Annotated in this window: 16 protein-coding genes; 6 read left to right on the forward strand and 10 right to left on the reverse strand. The window is 57.6% G+C overall.

The genetic code is table 11. The features are described 5' to 3' along the window. Positions 1 to 73 precede the first annotated feature (73 nt). Positions 74 to 1,033 (forward strand): L-malyl-CoA/beta-methylmalyl-CoA lyase, encoded by a 960-nt coding sequence (locus BLT54_RS10610; RefSeq protein WP_074644728.1) that lies wholly within the window; start codon positions 74 to 76, stop codon positions 1,031 to 1,033. A 77-nt stretch (positions 1,034 to 1,110) separates the two neighbouring features. On the opposite strand, the gene BLT54_RS10615 is transcribed toward BLT54_RS10610, so the two are convergent. Continuing rightward, complete coding sequence (locus tag BLT54_RS10615; protein WP_074644731.1) at positions 1,111 to 1,956, reverse strand: AraC family transcriptional regulator; 846 nt, start codon at positions 1,954 to 1,956, stop codon at positions 1,111 to 1,113. A 113-nt stretch (positions 1,957 to 2,069) separates the two neighbouring features. Between BLT54_RS10615 and BLT54_RS10620 the strand changes: the two genes are divergently transcribed. Next, positions 2,070 to 3,032 carry an acetyl-CoA carboxylase carboxyltransferase subunit alpha gene (locus BLT54_RS10620; protein WP_074644733.1) on the forward strand — a complete coding sequence of 321 codons (963 nt, stop codon included), beginning with the start codon at positions 2,070 to 2,072 and terminating at the stop codon, positions 3,030 to 3,032. Between the two features lie 42 nt (positions 3,033 to 3,074). On the opposite strand, the gene BLT54_RS10625 is transcribed toward BLT54_RS10620, so the two are convergent. From BLT54_RS10625 to BLT54_RS10640, 4 genes are read right to left on the reverse strand one after another with little or no spacing between them, the layout of a single operon-like run. Further along, the gene (locus tag BLT54_RS10625) at positions 3,075 to 3,680 is read right to left on the reverse strand and encodes a pyridoxamine 5'-phosphate oxidase family protein (protein WP_074644735.1); all 606 of its coding nucleotides are present in this window, start codon (positions 3,678 to 3,680) and stop codon (positions 3,075 to 3,077) included. Between the two features lie 57 nt (positions 3,681 to 3,737). Continuing rightward, positions 3,738 to 4,481, reverse strand: a complete 744-nt coding sequence (locus BLT54_RS10630) for a lysophospholipid acyltransferase family protein (RefSeq protein WP_074644737.1) — start codon at positions 4,479 to 4,481, stop codon at positions 3,738 to 3,740. Continuing rightward, positions 4,481 to 5,380 carry a cell division protein FtsX gene (locus BLT54_RS10635; RefSeq protein ID WP_074644739.1) on the reverse strand — a complete coding sequence of 300 codons (900 nt, stop codon included), beginning with the start codon at positions 5,378 to 5,380 and terminating at the stop codon, positions 4,481 to 4,483. Before BLT54_RS10635 ends, BLT54_RS10630 begins: the two co-directional genes overlap by 1 nt. After that, on the reverse strand, positions 5,377 to 5,991 hold the full coding sequence (locus tag BLT54_RS10640; RefSeq protein WP_425429334.1) for a cell division ATP-binding protein FtsE: 615 nt from the start codon (positions 5,989 to 5,991) through the stop codon (positions 5,377 to 5,379). The genes BLT54_RS10635 and BLT54_RS10640 overlap by 4 nt, the downstream gene beginning before the upstream one ends. Before the next feature lie 42 nt (positions 5,992 to 6,033). Here BLT54_RS10640 and BLT54_RS10645 point away from each other — a divergent pair, with 42 nt between their 5' ends. Beyond that, positions 6,034 to 7,176 carry a zinc-ribbon domain-containing protein gene (locus tag BLT54_RS10645; RefSeq protein WP_083351785.1) on the forward strand — a complete coding sequence of 381 codons (1,143 nt, stop codon included), beginning with the start codon at positions 6,034 to 6,036 and terminating at the stop codon, positions 7,174 to 7,176. A gap of 133 nt (positions 7,177 to 7,309) precedes the next feature. Here BLT54_RS10645 and BLT54_RS10650 read toward each other — a convergent pair whose 3' ends face one another. Genes BLT54_RS10650 through argH form a run of 4 tightly spaced genes read right to left on the reverse strand, consistent with a single transcriptional unit; the run spans position 7,310 to position 12,757 of the window. Continuing rightward, positions 7,310 to 9,853 carry a DUF4175 domain-containing protein gene (locus tag BLT54_RS10650; RefSeq protein ID WP_074644742.1) on the reverse strand — a complete coding sequence of 848 codons (2,544 nt, stop codon included), beginning with the start codon at positions 9,851 to 9,853 and terminating at the stop codon, positions 7,310 to 7,312. Between the two features lie 48 nt (positions 9,854 to 9,901). After that, a complete protein-coding gene (lysA, locus tag BLT54_RS10655) occupies positions 9,902 to 11,167 on the reverse strand; it encodes a diaminopimelate decarboxylase (RefSeq protein WP_074644744.1) in 1,266 nt (421 codons plus the stop codon). Between the two features lie 37 nt (positions 11,168 to 11,204). Next, positions 11,205 to 11,369 carry a hypothetical protein gene (locus tag BLT54_RS22550; protein WP_176832867.1) on the reverse strand — a complete coding sequence of 55 codons (165 nt, stop codon included), beginning with the start codon at positions 11,367 to 11,369 and terminating at the stop codon, positions 11,205 to 11,207. Then, complete coding sequence (argH, locus tag BLT54_RS10660; protein ID WP_074644979.1) at positions 11,366 to 12,757, reverse strand: argininosuccinate lyase; 1,392 nt, start codon at positions 12,755 to 12,757, stop codon at positions 11,366 to 11,368. The genes BLT54_RS22550 and argH overlap by 4 nt, the downstream gene beginning before the upstream one ends. Before the next feature lie 12 nt (positions 12,758 to 12,769). Between argH and BLT54_RS10665 the strand changes: the two genes are divergently transcribed. Next, positions 12,770 to 13,366 (forward strand): TlpA family protein disulfide reductase, encoded by a 597-nt coding sequence (locus tag BLT54_RS10665; RefSeq protein ID WP_083351786.1) that lies wholly within the window; start codon positions 12,770 to 12,772, stop codon positions 13,364 to 13,366. Here the strand turns inward: BLT54_RS10665 and BLT54_RS10670 are convergent. Then, complete coding sequence (locus BLT54_RS10670; RefSeq protein WP_074644746.1) at positions 13,335 to 14,612, reverse strand: PAS domain-containing protein; 1,278 nt, start codon at positions 14,610 to 14,612, stop codon at positions 13,335 to 13,337. The two genes, BLT54_RS10665 and BLT54_RS10670, sit on opposite strands and share 32 nt — an antisense overlap. A gap of 355 nt (positions 14,613 to 14,967) precedes the next feature. Between BLT54_RS10670 and BLT54_RS10675 the strand changes: the two genes are divergently transcribed. Both BLT54_RS10675 and BLT54_RS10680 read left to right on the forward strand, forming a co-directional pair. Next, positions 14,968 to 15,795 (forward strand): EAL domain-containing protein, encoded by an 828-nt coding sequence (locus BLT54_RS10675; RefSeq protein WP_074644748.1) that lies wholly within the window; start codon positions 14,968 to 14,970, stop codon positions 15,793 to 15,795. Positions 15,796 to 15,944: 149 nt separating this feature from the next. Further along, positions 15,945 to 17,120 carry an acetyl-CoA C-acetyltransferase gene (locus tag BLT54_RS10680; RefSeq protein WP_074644750.1) on the forward strand — a complete coding sequence of 392 codons (1,176 nt, stop codon included), beginning with the start codon at positions 15,945 to 15,947 and terminating at the stop codon, positions 17,118 to 17,120. The last annotated feature ends 232 nt before the right edge of the window (positions 17,121 to 17,352 follow it).

A 17,352-nucleotide genomic window follows, 5' to 3' on the forward strand; every position in this document is an offset into this window, starting at 1 on the left:
CTTGCGGATAATTGCGCAAGATTATATCAATGCGAACAGAAATTTAGAAACATCATTACCGAAAGGAACCGACATGTCCTTCCGCCTTCAGCCCGCCCCCGTGGAACGGCCAAACCGGTGCCAACTTTTTGGCCCAGGCTCAAACACCAAACTGTTCCCGAAAATGGCAGCCTCTGCGGCGGATGTGATCAACCTTGATCTTGAGGATTCTGTCGCACCTTCCGACAAAGACACCGCCCGCGCCAATATCATCGAAGCCATCAACACGATTGATTGGGGCAAGAAAACGCTGGCCGTGCGAATCAACTCGCTCGACACACCGTATTGGTATCGCGATGTGGTCGATCTTTTGGAACAAGCCAGCGAGCGTCTGGATCAGATCATGATCCCGAAAGTCGGTTGCGCCGAGGACATTTATGCCGTTGACGCCTTGGTCACCGCGATTGAGCGCGCCAAAGGCCGGACCAAGCGGATCACTTTCGAAGTGATCATCGAATCGGCGGCGGGTATTGCCCATGTCGAAGCGATTGCAAGCGCCTCCCCGCGCCTTGTCGCCATGAGCCTTGGGGCCGCGGATTTTGCCGCCTCCATGGGCATGCAAACCACCGGTATCGGCGGCACGCAGGACAACTATTACATGCTGCACGGCGACACCCGGCATTATTCCGATCCGTGGCATTGGGCCCAAACCGCCATCGTCGCCGCCTGCCGCACCCATGGTGTCCTGCCGGTCGATGGTCCGTTTGGCGACTTCTCCGATGACGAAGGCTATCGGGCACAGGCCCGCCGCTCCGCCACCCTCGGCATGGTCGGCAAATGGGCAATCCACCCGAAACAGATCGCCTTGGCCAATGAGGTGTTCACCCCTTCGGACGAAGCCGTGGCAGAGGCCCGCGAGATTTTGGCCGCAATGGACGCCGCCAAAGCCAATGGCGAAGGCGCGACCGTGTACAAGGGCCGCCTTGTTGACATCGCGTCGATCAAACAGGCTGAGGTCATCGTCGCCCAGTCCGAATTGATCGCCAATAGCTGATCTCCTCCGGGTGGGGCGGGGAGGCCCTGACTGTTGAGGTGACGCGCGCCCTGGGGAGCAATCCCCAGGGCGTATTTTTACTGCAAAGGCACACAGATCAGCGTGACCAAATCCTCGGGTGCTGTGTCCATCGGCGTGTTTTCATAGAGTTCATAGGGCGGCGCATCGCGGGGCACTTCACCGCTTTGCGGCAACCACGACCCAAACAACGTGGCATAGGCCTTGGGCAAGCCCTCATAGGGGCCAACATAGCGTAAAACCGCATATTTGCCGCCGACCAAAGCAATCTCCTCCAATGGCTCTTCGATCAAGGCCCCCTCCGGTACACTCATCCCCGCATAGGAGCGCAGCGCGTCCAAAGGCACCGATGAGGGATCGTCCAGATAGACGCCAATCATCGGCCCCGCCTGTTGCATCATCCCGCGCGCGCCGAGCACGGCACCGGCTTTGCCAAAGGCTTGATTCACTTTCATATAATCACCCAGATGCGCAATCGCGGCGAGGCGATGGGCGGGCATATCGCGGATGTCGATGTCGTACATTGTAAACTCCTTTTGTCGTGGCAGTGTCTCGGACAACGGCTGGGGCGTGACAAAGCCACGCTCCCGAAACGCGCCGGGGCTCATTGCATTTTGATCGCGAAAGGCGCGCGAAAAACTGGACAGATTGGGATAGCCATGCCGGGCAGCGATTGCCTCAATCGGCTCACCCCCGCGCAACAATTCAGCCGCCGCAGCGCGCAACCGCACGCGCCGCACCGCCTGTGCGACGGTTTCCCCGGTCATCGCGCGAAACACCCGATGAAAATGGAATCGGCTGAGCGCGGCCACCTCCGCCAATTGGTCCAGCGATAAATCCCCCTCCAAATTGGCCTCGATATAGGTGAGCACACGCAACAGTCGATGATCGTAATCTTGTGCCATTCTTTGCCCCTTTCGCTCCTCGTCCTCGCATAGATGCGCTTTGCAAATCTTGCCGAGTTGCACCGGCGCGCGAAAATCGCCATATACAGACAAGACCAGTGTCGGAGTACAGCATGACCCATTATCTCGAATTCGAAAAACCCCTTGCGGAAATCGAAGGCAAAGCCGAAGAACTGCGCGCCTTAGCGCGGGCCAATGCGGAGATGGATGTGGAAAAAGAGGCCGCGGGCCTTGATAAAAAAGCTGTCGACATCTTGAAAGACCTCTACAAAGGTTTGAGCCCCTGGCGCAAATGTCAGGTCGCGCGTCACCCGGATCGTCCGCATTGCCGCGACTATATCGAGGCGCTTTTTACCGAATACACCCCCTTGGCGGGCGACCGCAATTTCGCCGATGACCATGCGGTGATGGGCGGGCTGGCCCGGTTTAATGATCAACCCGTTGTGGTGATCGGTCAGGAAAAGGGCCATGACACCAAGTCGCGCATCGAACGCAATTTCGGCATGGCCCGCCCCGAAGGCTACCGCAAAGCCATCCGTTTGATGGAGCTTGCGGATCGGTTTGGCCTTCCGGTCATCACTTTGGTCGACACCCCCGGTGCCTACCCCGGCAAAGGCGCCGAAGAACGCGGTCAATCCGAAGCCATCGCCCGCTCCACGGAGAAATGCCTGCAACTCAAAGTGCCGCTGATCTCAGTAATCATTGGCGAAGGCGGTTCTGGCGGGGCTGTGGCGTTCGCCTCGGCCAATAAGGTCGCGATGTTGGAACATTCGGTCTATTCGGTGATCACCCCGGAAGGCTGCGCCTCGATCCTTTGGAAAGACGCGGAGAAAATGCGCGAAGCGGCTGAGGCTCTGCGCCTGACCGCGCAGGATTTGCAAAAGCTCGGCGTGATTGATCAGATCATCCCCGAACCTTTGGGCGGTGCGCAGCGCGACCCGCAAGCAACCATCGCCGCCGTTGGCAAAGCGATTGAAGCCCTGCTTGCACCGCTGAAAAAGAAAAAACCCGATGCGATCCTGAAAGAGCGTCGCAAGAAGTTCCTGGACGTGGGGTCAAAAGGGCTCGCGGCCTAACACATTTATTTCAGACAAAAACGCCGCCTTCACGCGGCGTTTTTACCACATGCTGTTCGCGGCGCGCTCCGGCCATTCTTCGTCATAGGCTTTGCCGCCGACACGGCCCTCGGTCAGCGCCGCCAAAATATCGCCCACACTCGGCAGTCCCGCGCTTTCGTCCCCCGCGGCCCAAAGCCCGGAGCGCATCAAAGCGCGCGCGCATTGGGTGTAAATCTCAGCAATCTCGATCACGATCACTGTCCGGGGATGGCGTCCGCCTTTTTCAAAAGACCGACACAGATCGTCATCGCCGGTGACAAACGCCCGGCCATTGATCCGCACCACGTTGTTGGACCCCGGCACAAAAAACATCAAAGAGACCCGAGGATCGCGAACGATATTGCGCAGGCTGTCGATCCGGTTGTTGCCGCGCCAGTCCGGCAAAGCCAGCGTTCCGGCGTCCAATTCACGCACCACAGCGCCATCGTCGCCGCGCGGCGAGGCATCGGTGCCTTCTGGTCCCACCGTTGAGAGAATGCAAAACCGCGACCGGGCAAGCCAGATGCGAAACTCCGGTGTGACGCGACGCGCCACCTTTTGCGTGGCGGCGGGTCCGGGCGCGCCATAAAGCGCCTCAAGGTCTTCGATGGTTTTGATCGGCGTCATCTTGCATCTTCCTTTTACAGGCGGCCTAACCCGAAAGGATGACACAACAATGACGGATTATGTCGCACGCGATGGCAACGTAAATCCAGCCTCAGCCATCAATTGATCCGAGGCGGTTTCAATCACCTCTTCCAGCTCTTTCATGACCTCTTTGATCGGCTTTCCCGGCGTGATCCGAGGCAAGAACTCGACCACGGCCAAACCGCGCGCGCGATACACGCCACGGCGCGGCCAGAATACGCCCACATTGGTGGCGGCGGGCACGATGCCTTGCCCGGTTTGTTCATACAGAACACCCGTGCCCACTTTGTACGGCATATGCACCCCCGCAGCCACTCGGGTGCCTTGTGGGAAAATGATCAGTTGCCCCGGCAAAGATGATCCGGATTTCACATCCGCGACCATCTTTTTGATCGCCTGCCCGCGCTTGCCACGATCCACCGCGACACAGCCGATCCGCTTGGCGTAATAACCAACGATCGGGGTCAAGGTGAGTTGCTTTTTCATGATGAATTTTGGCCGCGGGACGACCGAAACGATCATGATGATGTCGAAAAAACTTTGGTGTTTGGAGGCGATCAAAACCTCATCCGTAGGGATGTCGCCCCGAATTTCGGAGCGCAGCCCAACCAACCAGCGCGCCGAAAACCGCACCCAACGGCAATAGGTCCGACACGCCGCATAGGCATAGACCCGGCTGATCATCGCAAAGGGTGCAAAGACAAGCGCCAGAACGATCATCGCCAGATACATCTGAACCACGAAGATCAAAGAGAGGAACCATTGAATCGGATAGGGCATCACATCAATCTCCGTAGGGTTTGCAGAGCAGCAAACCGTGTGGCCAGAAACGCCACAAAACCCGCCAGCGGCGGGATCACACAGGGCCAGAACCACTGTAGCCCGGAAAAGCCGAGCCCGGTGAGAAATCCGCCCTCCAGCTGCGCACTTGGCAAAAGCGCTACGGCAACGGTGCCAAAAAACGCACCGATCACAGCCCCGGTAAAGCCACGCAGCGTAAAGCGGCGCTCAAAGGCGCGGGCGATATAGCTGTCCGTGGCCCCGACAAGGCGCAGGGTGCGGATCACTTGGGCGTTGGCGGCAAGTGCGGCATTGGCGGCCAGGGTGATCATCCCCGCCGTCACCCCTGCTATCAGGATCAAGGACACATAGCCTAAGAACCGAAGCCGACTTGCCGCCTTGATCAGAGGACGGCGCCAGCGGCTATGGTCATCGAGAACAGCGCCGGGGGCTTCTCCGGCCAAGCGCAACCGCAGGCCTTCGCCATCATACCCCTCCGCCGTTTCGATCACTTCAATCAGTGCGGGCAAAGGGAGGGTATCGACTGGCAAGGACGGGCCGAACCATGGCTCAAGCAGCGCCATCTCTTCGTCCCGGCTCAAAACCCGCGCCGAGGCGACGCCCGGTGTGGTGTTCAACACATCAAGCGCGGCTTTGATCTGAGCGTCAACCTGATCTTCGGGCGCGGAAATGCGCACCGTGGAAGCGCGGGCCAACTCATTGCCCCAACGTTCGGCCAAACGTCCGGTTGCCAAAGACAAAGCCAGTGCAAACACTGCCAAAAACGCCATCGCCGCCGCGGTCAGCACCGTCAGGCGCGCGGTAAAACCCGAAGGCGGCACAACGCGGCCTTGCGCGCTTTCGGAAAAGGTAAGGAACGGCAAAAGAATGGTTTTCACAGATCTGCCCCCGCCTGTTGAATGCGGCGATTGGAAATCCGCAACACCCGTGCGGGCACCTGAGATTTCGCCTGCCGAATCAAATGCATATCATGGGTCGCAATCACCACGGTTTTGCCCATGCGATTGAGTTCGATCAGCAATTGCAACAACCGCAATGACATCTCCCAATCGACATTCCCCGTCGGTTCATCGGCCAAAATCACATCGGGGGACATGATCACCGCTCGCGCCAAAGCCGCGCGCTGGCGTTCGCCGCCGGAGAGTTCGGGCGGCTTGGCTTTGATCTGTTCGGTCAATCCGACCCAGGCCAAAAGGTCCACCAAATCCTGATCGTCGCGCGGCCGGTCGGCCACCGTCAAAGGCAGGGCCACGTTTTCGCCCAGACTCAAATGATCCAGAAACTGGCAATCCTGATGCACCACCCCGATCTTGCGTCTGAGCTGTGCCACCTCATCACGCCCCATATCGCGGGTATCCTGACCAAGGATCGAAACCCGCCCCGCCGTCGCCTGTAGCTCGCGGTAGCATAGTTTGAGAAACGTGGTTTTGCCCGTCCCCGACGGGCCGGTTAAAAAGTGAAACGACCCCGGCGCAAGCGAGAGCGTCATCTCCGTAAGAAGCTCTCGCCCCCCGTAGCCGTAGCCAGCATCATGAAACTCGATCACACCCAAACCCCTGTTCTCTGTCGCGACAGTTTTGCCTCACTGGTCAAAAGCTTTCAATGCAACTGTCGCAAAAACATGGACAATCTGGCTTGGGACGTTAACAATTCCGTCAAACTAAACGTGCTAAGCACGGATTTTGCTGTGGCAGGGGAAAAAATGCGGCTTATTTGTCCCAATTGCGGAGCGCAATACGAAGTTGACGCACGTGTCATTCCCGACACGGGGCGCGATGTTCAATGCTCAAACTGTGGTCACACTTGGTTTCAACAGCCCGCGCATCAGGACAAGGATCTGGCCGAAGAGCTGGGATACGAGCATCCTGAAGAGGCCCCGGAGCAACCCGGTTTCGACGCCACGGCACCAGCCGCCGCCGAGATGCCCAATTTTGACACGGAGCCTGAGCCCGAAGTCGAGGCAGAGCCAACACCAGAACCGATTGCCACTCCTGCGCCAGAGGTCACACCCGAGGCTGAGCTAGAACCTGAGCCGGACATCGACGATGGCGCGGATGACACAGCCCCGGAAGATGAAACCACTCCAATCGACGAGGCCCGGCGGAGTTCTGTGCTCAAAGACAGCGTGCGCGACATCCTGCGCGCCGAGGTCGAATTTGACCAAACCATGCGCCGCCCGGAAAGTGATCCGCTTGAATCCCAACCTGATTTGGGACTGGAAGAGCCATCCCAAGACGCCGCCAAAAAGAGCCTTCGCGACCGCATGGCGCGGTTGCGCGGACTTGATCCGGCGGATTCGGGGATCATTGCAGGGAGTGCCGCCGCTGCCACCGGCAAACGCCGCGATCTGTTGCCTGACATCGAAGAAATCAACTCCACCCTCAGCGCCTCATCAGACCGAGACGAAGACGGCACAGTGCCCGACGAAGACACCCGCCGCGCCCGCGCCGAACGTTCCAGCTTTCGCACGGGCTTTGGGCTTTTGGTGCTTCTCACCGTGGTCTTGGTCGGGCTCTATCTCTTTGCGCCGCTGATCGCGCAAAAGATCCCGTCGCTTGCGGGCGTGATGGACGCCTATGTGACGGTGGCAAATGGGTTCCGCGCCTGGCTGGATCGCGCCATGTCGGCGGCAAGCACGCGCCTCAACGCGCTTTTGAGCCAACTCAACAGCTAAAGCGTTCCGCCATAAACCTGTTTCACGGGTTTATGACGGAACGCCCACACCATGGATATGTCTGGCAGCATCACTCCTTTCCCCTGTCTCAGGTTAAAGGCGTGACGCTTTAAGTGAGATCAACACTCTCGCCTCAAAACCGATCCAAAAGACGGTTGAGATAGTCACGTTCGTCTTCTGGGCGGTCTTGTTCGGCAGAGCGGCGGCGGATTTCATCGGTGAGTTCTTCTGCTCGGCGATAGACGTCCTCGCCTTCGTGAAGCGGCTCGTCTGACCCAAACTGCCCAGTGTCCCCAGCCGCGCGCCCAAGCGGATCACGCCGCATTGGATCACTGCCAGATTGTCCGCCCGCTTCGCCCTGCTGGCCCTCTTGCTCCTGCTGCGATTGCGCCTGTTGTTCGCCAAGCTGGCGCATCCCGTCGCGCAGGGCTTCCATCGCCTCGGCCTGACTGTCGAGCGCGCCGGACAAATCGTTTTGGCCAAGCGCCTCTTCGGCCTCATCCATCGCCCGATCCGCCCGATCCAAAGCGCCGCCAAGCCCCTCCTCGTCGCCACCACCTGCACCATCCATCGACTGACGTTGGCGCGCCAGTTGATCGCGCAAGGCCTGTTGACGCTCGGCCAAAGACTGACCATTCGGCTCCGTGCCCTGCCCTTCGTCTTCCTGTCCTTCGCCCCCCTGACCTTCACCCGTCTGGGGTGGCTCGCCCTGATTCCCCTGTTCACCTTGGGGCTGACCACCGCCGAACTGTTCTTGCAGGTCAGAAAACGTATCATCATTGAGCTGTTGTTGGTCGCGCAGCATGTCTTGCAAGCCTTGCATGCTCTCGCCGCCTTGGCCCTGCCCCTCGCTTTGCGTCACACGCATATTTTCAAGCATTTCGGCCAGCATGTCCAAAAGCTGCTGCGCCTCGGCCATCCGGCCCTGCTCCATCAATTCCTGAATGCGGTCCATCAATTGTTGCAACTGATCGCCGGTGATCTGCTGGCCGTCTTGCTCGCCTTGATCGGGCATATCGGTGTCATCACCCTGCTCGCCCTGTTGCTCGGCCAATTGCTGCATATAATCGCGGGTCGCCTCGCGCAGCTCTTGCATCAGCTTTTGAATTTCCTCCGGCGTCGCCCCGTCGCGCATGGCTTGACTCAGCCGTTCCTGGGCCTGGTGCAGCCGCTCAAGTGCGTCTTTCAACTGTCCATCTTCGAGCAAAAGCGCGACTTCCCAAAGCGCGTCCGTCACCTCACCAAGCTGTGCATCAGACATCGGGTCCTCGCGCCCCTCGATCATACCGACCACCTCGCGCAGGCGGAAATAATGGCGCATATCATCGAACATTTGCGTCGGATCAACCGTGACCGCGCGGATCACCTGGGCGGCGCGCGCGGCGTTTTCGCGGTTCCACAACAACTCTTGGCGGACATCAATCAAAGCCGCGGCCAGCGGGTCAAAAAACCGCCGCGTCGGCAGGATGGCCTCGCCAATGGCCTCTTCGCTGGCCTGCCCGGCCTCATCCCACGCGGTGAGGGAAATCTGAACCGGCAAGCCCGCAAACGGATGTTGAGCCAGATTTTCGCCGATCATGCCTTCGATCTCGTGCCGATCCCCGATCTGCGGCAGCGGCACCGTGACCTCAAGCACCGGACGATCCTCAGGCGGCAACACATAGCCATAGCGTTTTTCCACCGCCTCCGGGTCGCGCGTGATCGTCAGCACCGCGCGCGCCACACCGAAATCATCGGTGAGGCGGAAATTTTGCCGGGTTTCACCCGACGGCGCACGGGTCATCGGACCGATCAATTCGGCTGTGGGGGCCGCGTCGGGCTGTAGCGCCACATCCCACAAACGCCCCGTTGGCCCATCAATTTCGATCTCGCCCGGTTGACGCACGGCAAAATCCGGCACCGCACTTGCACCCGTAATCGGCTCGCCGGACACGGTTTCGGACAGGGTTAAAACCCCGTCCTCACCATAAAAGCGCACGGTCACGTTGGAGCCTTTCGGCACATCAAACTGGTCTTTCAGATCCCCCAGATACAGCGTCGGCTTGCCCGAATAGGCCGGGGGTTGCACCCAACCTTCCCAATTTGGTCCAGCAGCAATGTTCGACCCGGAAGCGCCCAAATCGGTGGTCGTGCGGGCCTGTTCAAGAGAGCCAAACAGGCCCCCCATGCCCAGCGCGGTCAGCGCCATCAAACGCAGCGCGTAGGGATCGGCGGCAGACAGGCGCAGGGTCGGACCGACCGCGCGCACATCTTTGAGACGCATCAGCATACGGGCGCGATGCGCGGCCCAAAGCCCTTTTGACGCCGGATCATTGGCTCCGACCAAGGGCGTATCGGTGAGCGCCTGCAACGGTTGTCCCGGTAGCGCGGCATCCACCCGCGCCAAGGCCGCATGCGGCGCGGGACGGCGGAACCGCCAGAGACCTAAGGCAAAACTGCCAATCAGCGTCAGCGCCGCCAACGCCAAAACAACGATCCGCGCCATAGTCGGCAAAAGGTCATGCAGCCCCAAAAGGGCAAGCCCGCACATCGCCATCAAGACGGAGAAAAACGGCCAAAAGACCTGCCCGATACGTTCCAGCCAAAGCCCGACAGCCGTGGCAGTCAAAGCAAAACGCACCCGGCGCGCCAAAGGCCCGTTCAGGTTGAGGGTTCGTTTTTCTTGGTCAAATCCCATAACATTTGCCCGATCCAGCCCGTTTTGCCGCGCCGGATCGCGCGGGTGTCAAAGCCATTGAGGAATGGTATCGCGATTTATCATCTCGTCAAAGCTCGGACGCGGGCGGATGACAGCGAATTGATCGTCTTTCACCAAAACCTCGGGAATGAGCGGGCGGGAATTATATTCCGACGCCATCACCGCGCCATAGGCCCCCGCCGAACGGAAAGCGACCAAATCGCCCTCCGCCAAAAGCGGCATGTTGCGCGCCTTGGCAAATGTATCGCCGGTTTCGCAAACCGGACCAACAATGTCATAGGGCAATTGCTCAACCCCTGCACCGGGTTCGATCACTGGAATGATGTCGTGATGAGCGTCATACATCGACGGCCGCACGAGATCGTTCATCGCCGCATCGAGGATGAGAAAATCGCGGCCTTCGCCATGTTTGAGATAAATCAGCGAGGACACCAAAATCCCGGCATTGCCAGAAATCAGCCGCCCCGGCTCGATCTCGATCTCACAGCCCAGATGACCGACGGTTTTGCGGATCACATCGCCATATTCCACCGGCAGCGGCGGAGCCTCATTTGAACGCTCATAAGGAATGCCCAGACCGCCGCCGAGATCAAGCCGGCGGATGTTGTGACCATCGGCGCGCAGGGCTTCGGTCAGTTCCGCCACCTTGGTAAAGGCCAATTCAAACGGCGCAAGCTCGGTCAATTGCGAGCCGATATGAACATCAATACCGACCACATCGATGCCCTGCATTTGGCCCGCGCGGGCATAGACGTCGCGGCATGTGGCAATCGGAATACCGAATTTGTTTTCGGATTTCCCAGTGGCAATTTTTGCATGGGTTTTGGCGTCCACATCCGGGTTCACCCGCAAGGCAATCGGGGCTTTGACGCCCAAAGACATCGCCACCTCATTGAGCGCCTCAAGTTCGGGTTCGCTTTCAACATTAAACTGACGAATGCCGCCAATCAAAGCCTGACGCATTTCATCACGGGTTTTGCCCACGCCGGAAAACACGATCCGATCCCCCGGCAGGCCCGCCGCCTTGGCCTTGAGATACTCCCCGATCGACACCACGTCGATCCCCGCGCCCAGCTCACCCATGAGTTTGAGCACGGCAAGGTTCGAGTTCGATTTCATCGCGAAACAGACCAGATGATCCATCCCGCCCAAGGCCTCGTCGAACAGATTGTAATGGCGCGTCAATGTGGCGGTGGAATAGACATAAAACGGCGTGCCAACCTGTGCCGCGATGTCAGACACGGGCACGTCTTCGGCGTATAAAACACCGTCTCTATAAAGGAAATGATCCATGTAGGGTCTTTCAGATGCCGGGCCAGAGGGCCCTCAGTCAGTTCAGCGGAATGTGAATGTTAACCGAAGTGTCAGTGTAACTTCCGCGTTTGGAATTCACGCCCACGGTGGTCGACACGCCCACCTCCGGCTTGACAGGGTCGCCATCCACACCACACCCCACAAGGCCGATCATCGCCACAGCACATATAAAACGGATCATCCGAGCACCTCTTTCCAACGCGCAATTTGTGCACGGACCTGCGAGGGCGCCGTGCCTCCGTAGCTTGTGCGAGACGCGACCGAATTTTCAACTGTTAAGACATTATAAACGCCTTCGGTGATCGCTTCGTGAACGGATGTCATCTCCTCCAAGCTCAAATCAGGCAAATCACAGCCCTTTTTCTCGGCCATCGCCACCAAAGCGCCAGTGACATGATGTGCATCGCGGAACGGCAGGCCCGCTTCGCGCACCAACCAATCGGCAAGATCAGTCGCAGTGGAGAACCCAGAGGCGGCGGCAGCGCGCAGATTGTCGGTGTTCGCGTTCATATCCGACACCATCCCGGTCATCGCGGCGAGGGCCAACATAAGGTTGTCGGCGGCGTCGAACACCTGTTCCTTGTCTTCTTGCATGTCTTTCGAATAGGCCAAAGGCAGGCCTTTCATCACCATCATCAACGCGACATTGGCGCCAAAAATCCGCCCCACCTTGGCGCGGATCAACTCAGCGGCGTCGGGGTTTTTCTTTTGCGGCATGATCGAAGAACCGGTGGAGAACCGATCCGAAAGCGCGACAAAGCGGAACTGCGCCGAGGACCAGATCACCAATTCCTCGGCAAAGCGCGACAGGTGCATGGCGGTGATGGACGCGCAGCTCAGAAATTCGAGACCGAAATCGCGATCCGCCACAGCATCCAAAGAGTTGGCGGTCGGACGGTCAAAGCCCAAAGCCTCGGCGGTCATGTGGCGATCAATCGGGAAACCCGTCCCCGCCAGAGCCGCAGAGCCCAGCGGGCTTTCGTTCATCCGGGCGCGCGCGTCTTTGAACCGGGACATATCGCGGCCAAACATTTCGACATAGGCCATCATGTGATGACCCCAGGTCACCGGCTGCGCGGTTTGCAGATGAGTAAAGCCGGGCATGACCCAATCCGCGCCTTTTTCGGCCTGCGCCATCAACGCGCGGATCAGCGCCTCAAGGCCGGAAACCGCCGCGTCCATTTGATCGCGGGTCCAAAGTTTGAAATCGGTGGCAACCTGATCGTTGCGCGAGCGCGCCGTGTGCAACCGCCCGGCCGGTTCGCCGATGATCTCTTTAAGCCGGGATTCGACGTTCATGTGGATGTCTTCAAGCGCTGTGGAAAAGACGAACTCTCCGGCTTCAATTTCTGACAATACCGTGAGAAGGCCTTCCCGAATGGCCTGCGCATCGCTATCGGTAATGATGCCCTGTTGCGCAAGCATCAAAGCATGGGCGCGCGAACCTGCAATATCTTGGGAGGCCAGTCGTTTGTCGAAACCAATGGACGCATTGATCGCCTCCATAATCGCGTCAGGTCCGGCGGCGAAACGCCCGCCCCACATCGCGTTTGATTTCTTATCGGTCATGGACACACCCACATGTTGAAAAATCTGATTGCCGCCACCCTTTATACGGCCCTGAGCCTTGGTGCAATTCCTGCTGCCGCACAGGACATGCAAAGCGTGATGGAGCTGCGCGAGGACAGCTTGCAAAAATTGGGGTTTCACACTGACCCCAAAGAGGTGAGTGCGTTGCCGTTCACGGCGATGGATGGTGCTGAGGAAACGCTTGCGGACTATGCGGGCAAACTTGTCCTGCTCAATTTCTGGGCCACTTGGTGTGCGCCGTGTCGCAAAGAGATGCCAGCGCTTGATGCGCTCTCCGCCGAGTTTGGCGACAAAGGGTTTGTGGTTCTGCCCATTGCGACCGGACACAACCCCACACCCGCGATCGAAAAATTCTTTGAAACCGCTCAGATCAAGGGGCTGACGGCGCGGCTTGATCCCAAAGGCGCAATGGCGCGCGATATGGGAGTGCTTGGCCTCCCTGTCTCGATCTTGATTTCTCCGCAAGGCCAGGAAATCGCACGTATGACCGGAGATGCGGACTGGTTCTCGCCCTCCGCCCAAGCGATTGTGACCGAACTGTTGAACAAATACGACCTCACGAATGATAGCAGTGCAGTGACCCATTAGTGGTGCGCGGCATCGCCGCCTCAACCAGTGTTTTCACCCGCTCCGAAAGATGCATGATCCGCTCCAAAGTCGCATCAATTTCGATGTGGAATTTATCGAGTTGATCAATGACAGGCATGAGCGACACCGAATTCGCCCCAAGACGCCCAGCTTCGACGCGACACAGCACCCGGATGGAATCAAGCCCCGTCACAAGTTGGCGCAGATCCTTTGCAGAGCGCGTGAGCCCGGTCACATCGTTGAAGACGGACACCAAAACTGCCCCCGAATCAATGGAATAGGCGTCGAGTAAAGTGGTGAGAACCTCCACCTCATGTTTGAAATCGTCACCTTCTGCCGCTGTCAAGAAAGCCTCTAGCGCAACCATTTTCACTTCACGTTGTAGCCGTGCCGCGGCCATCATGAAAATACCATGGTGCACTCGCGACAGGACCGATTCGGTCATACTTTGAGCGCCGTTTTCGACCCTGAATCCTCCAAGATGGTTGGTCACTTCGTCCGACATCAACCTATAATTTTGAGAGATTGCAGAGATCGGCCCTCCCGCAGGTTCCAACCGCGATGCAACAATGCGCATATTCGAGGGAATCCCACGAATTTTGGCAAAAGCCGTGAACAGTTTCTGTTGCTCTGCTTCAAGGTCATGCAGCCGCGGCAAAAGCTCTTTCATACTGCGCAAACGCCCGTCTTCGACCCGAGCGAGTGCGGCGTCGCGGGCCGCCATCTCTTGTGCAATCGCAAACGAACTGAAAGCCGCATAGGTTGGGAACCCGAGACCCCGCAATACTTCGCGAATTTTCGCAGCACTTTCTTCGGGAGTAAGCCCTTCATTTTCTTCTAATTTTAAAGCCTCCGCATAGGCGACCTGAGCCTGAGAAAAGACTTTCGAAGAGGGTTTCATCCGTACGGAAACATAGCCGCCCTCAATCGGCGAAATGACCGCGTAGACCCAATAATATCGGCCATCTTTCGCACGGTTTTTCACATAAGCGCCCGTGGCCAGCCCTTTTTTGAGCCGCTCCCACAGAATATAGAAAATCCCTTTCGGCATATCGGGATGTCGAATGATCTTATGGGGGGCACCAACAAGTTCTTGCCAGGAATATTCGGAAATCCGGCGAAAAACTTCGTTCCCGGCCGCGATCACACCGCGCTCATCTGTCCGTGAAAAGAACAGTTCGTCGATTGAGAACGGTGCCTCTTCACGGTTTGAGGAAAAGGCTGTTGCAGAGTTTTGAAATGACATGTTGTGCCCAATTGTCTGATTTGATCGCAGTTGAGCAAAGGTTACTTTCAATATGGTTAAGCCGTTTCAAATCGATCCTGTTTTGTCATTCGATATTTATGCGACATTTATGCGACGGCAGTTTTTGCCTTGGCCCGCAAACCCGCGCCCTTTTAGAAAGAAAAATTCAATGTAAATACCCCGGATTTTTGGACAATTTCACGTTTTCCCTTAAATTTACAAATCGCATCAATGCTTTATGCAATTGTTCAAAATTTCTCTAAAGTCTTGGACAAATTTGAAAGTTTACCTGCCGTTATCCCAACTCTTTCAAAGTCGGTCTCACAATACGGATGCTTTAAGGCAAGGTGACGGGATGAATGCCTCTTTCTATGGCCACGATGATTTTGGTAGCCCACTGTCGGCTGCGGTCGCAGAGCGCGATCAAAACACAATGGATATGGTGCATTCGGCCCTGCGTAAAAAACAGGTGATGCTGGCGTATCAACCTATTGTCCAAACGTTGCGCCCGGACCGTCCCGCCTTTTTCGAAGGCCTCATTCGTGTTTTGGATCAAACCGGACGGGTGATTCCAGCGCGCGAGTTTATGGAAGTTGCCGAGACCACTGAGACCGGTCGCCAACTCGACTGTCTCGCGCTTGAACTTGGGCTTACGGCCCTTAACGAACACCCGACATTGCGCCTTGCGATCAACATGTCGGCACGCTCTATTGGCTATCCCCGCTGGAAAGAAACGCTTCACCTTGGTTTGGCCAAAAACGCAACCGTCGCCGAACGTCTTATTTTGGAGATCACCGAAAGCTCCGCCATGGTGATGCCTGATCTTGTGTCTGTCTTCATGAAAGAGCTGCAATCTATGGGCATTTCCTTTGCTCTTGATGATTTTGGCGCGGGCTATACCGCCTTCCGCTATCTCAAAGAATTCTATTTCGACATTGTCAAAATTGATGGCAGCTTTATCCGCGGCATTGCAACAAACCCCGACAATCAGGTCCTGACACAGGCGCTCGTCTCTGTCGCCAAACATTTCGACATGTATACGGTGGCCGAATTTGTCGAAACCGAAGCAGATGCCCAATACCTGAGTTCAATCGGGATCGATTGCATGCAGGGCCACTACTTCGGCGCGGCCACAATTGATCCAGCGTGGCAAACCAAAGAAACACCCCGAAAAGCCAGCTAGCCGGGCGTCAAACCGCCTCATCCTGGGATTGATGGTTGAAAATGCTGCGCGCGCAGCCTACTGCTTTGGTGGGGAGCCGCGCAATATTGTTGCAAAAAATCCAGCCATTGGGCAATCTCCCCACAACCATTCTGGGAGAGAAGACCATCATGACCAATGTCGTTATCGCATCCGCAGCACGAACTGCCGTCGGCAGCTTTTCGGGCGCTTTCGCCAATACCCCGGCCCACGACCTCGGCGCCGCAGTCCTTGAAGCGCTGGTTGCGCGTGCCGGGATTGAAAAAGGCGAGGTGTCTGAAACCATTCTTGGTCAGGTGCTGACTGCGGGTCAGGGTCAAAACCCGGCACGCCAAGCCCATATCAACGCCGGTCTGCCGCAAGAATCCGCCGCATGGAGCATCAACCAAGTCTGTGGCTCGGGCCTGCGCACCGTCGCCCTCGCCACCCAACACATCATGTTGGGGGATGCCGATATCGTCTGTGCCGGCGGCCAAGAAAACATGTCCATGTCTCCCCATGTCGCCAACCTGCGTGCTGGCCATAAAATGGGCGATATGAAATTCATCGATTCGATGATCAAAGACGGCCTTTGGGACGCTTTTAACGGCTACCACATGGGCATCACCGCCGAAAACGTTGCCAATCAATGGCAGATTTCCCGCGACATGCAGGACGCCTTTGCCCTTGCCTCGCAAAACAAAGCCGAAGCGGCGCAAAAGGCTGGGAAATTCTCTGATGAAATCATCCCTTTCGCGGTGAAAACCCGTAAGGGCGAAATCATGGTTGATGCCGACGAATACATCCGTCACGGCGCGACGTTGGAGTCCTTGCAAAAACTGCGCCCGGCCTTTGATAAAGAGGGATCTGTCACCGCAGGCAACGCCTCGGGGATCAACGATGGTGCGGCTGGCGTGCTTTTGATGTCGGCAGACAACGCGGCCAAACGCGGCATCCAACCGCTGGCCCGCATCGCCTCCTATGCAACCGCCGGTCTCGACCCGTCGATCATGGGCGTCGGCCCGATCCATGCCTCCCGCAAAGCGCTCGAAAAAGCGGGCTGGAAGGCTCAGGATCTTGATCTGGTCGAAGCCAACGAAGCCTTTGCCGCACAGGCCTGTGCCGTGAACAAAGACATGGGCTGGGATCCGGCCGTGGTGAACGTAAACGGCGGGGCGATTGCCATCGGCCACCCGATCGGCGCCTCTGGTGCGCGTATCCTCAACACGCTTTTGTTTGAGATGCAGCGCCGCGATGCCAAGAAAGGCCTCGCCACACTTTGCATTGGCGGCGGCATGGGCGTTGCCCTCTGCGTCGAACGGGATTGATAGCCAATCTGGGAGGGGCCTCTTCGGGGCCTCTCCCCTCTTGCTTGTCTCAAACAAGCCCAAAGCCTACAAAATGGTAGCGCAAACACCCCCTTTGCAAAATAGCTCTTGATCCCGCACCGCATTCAGTTTGTCATGAATGGGCGGTACAGTGTTCATGTCCAAAATATCGGGAGCCATGTCATGGGACGATGCCGTCACGCCAAAAAATTTCTGCATCGGCTAAGTAATA

The organism is Celeribacter baekdonensis (genome assembly GCF_900102315.1).
GTDB lineage: Bacteria > Pseudomonadota > Alphaproteobacteria > Rhodobacterales > Rhodobacteraceae > Celeribacter > Celeribacter baekdonensis.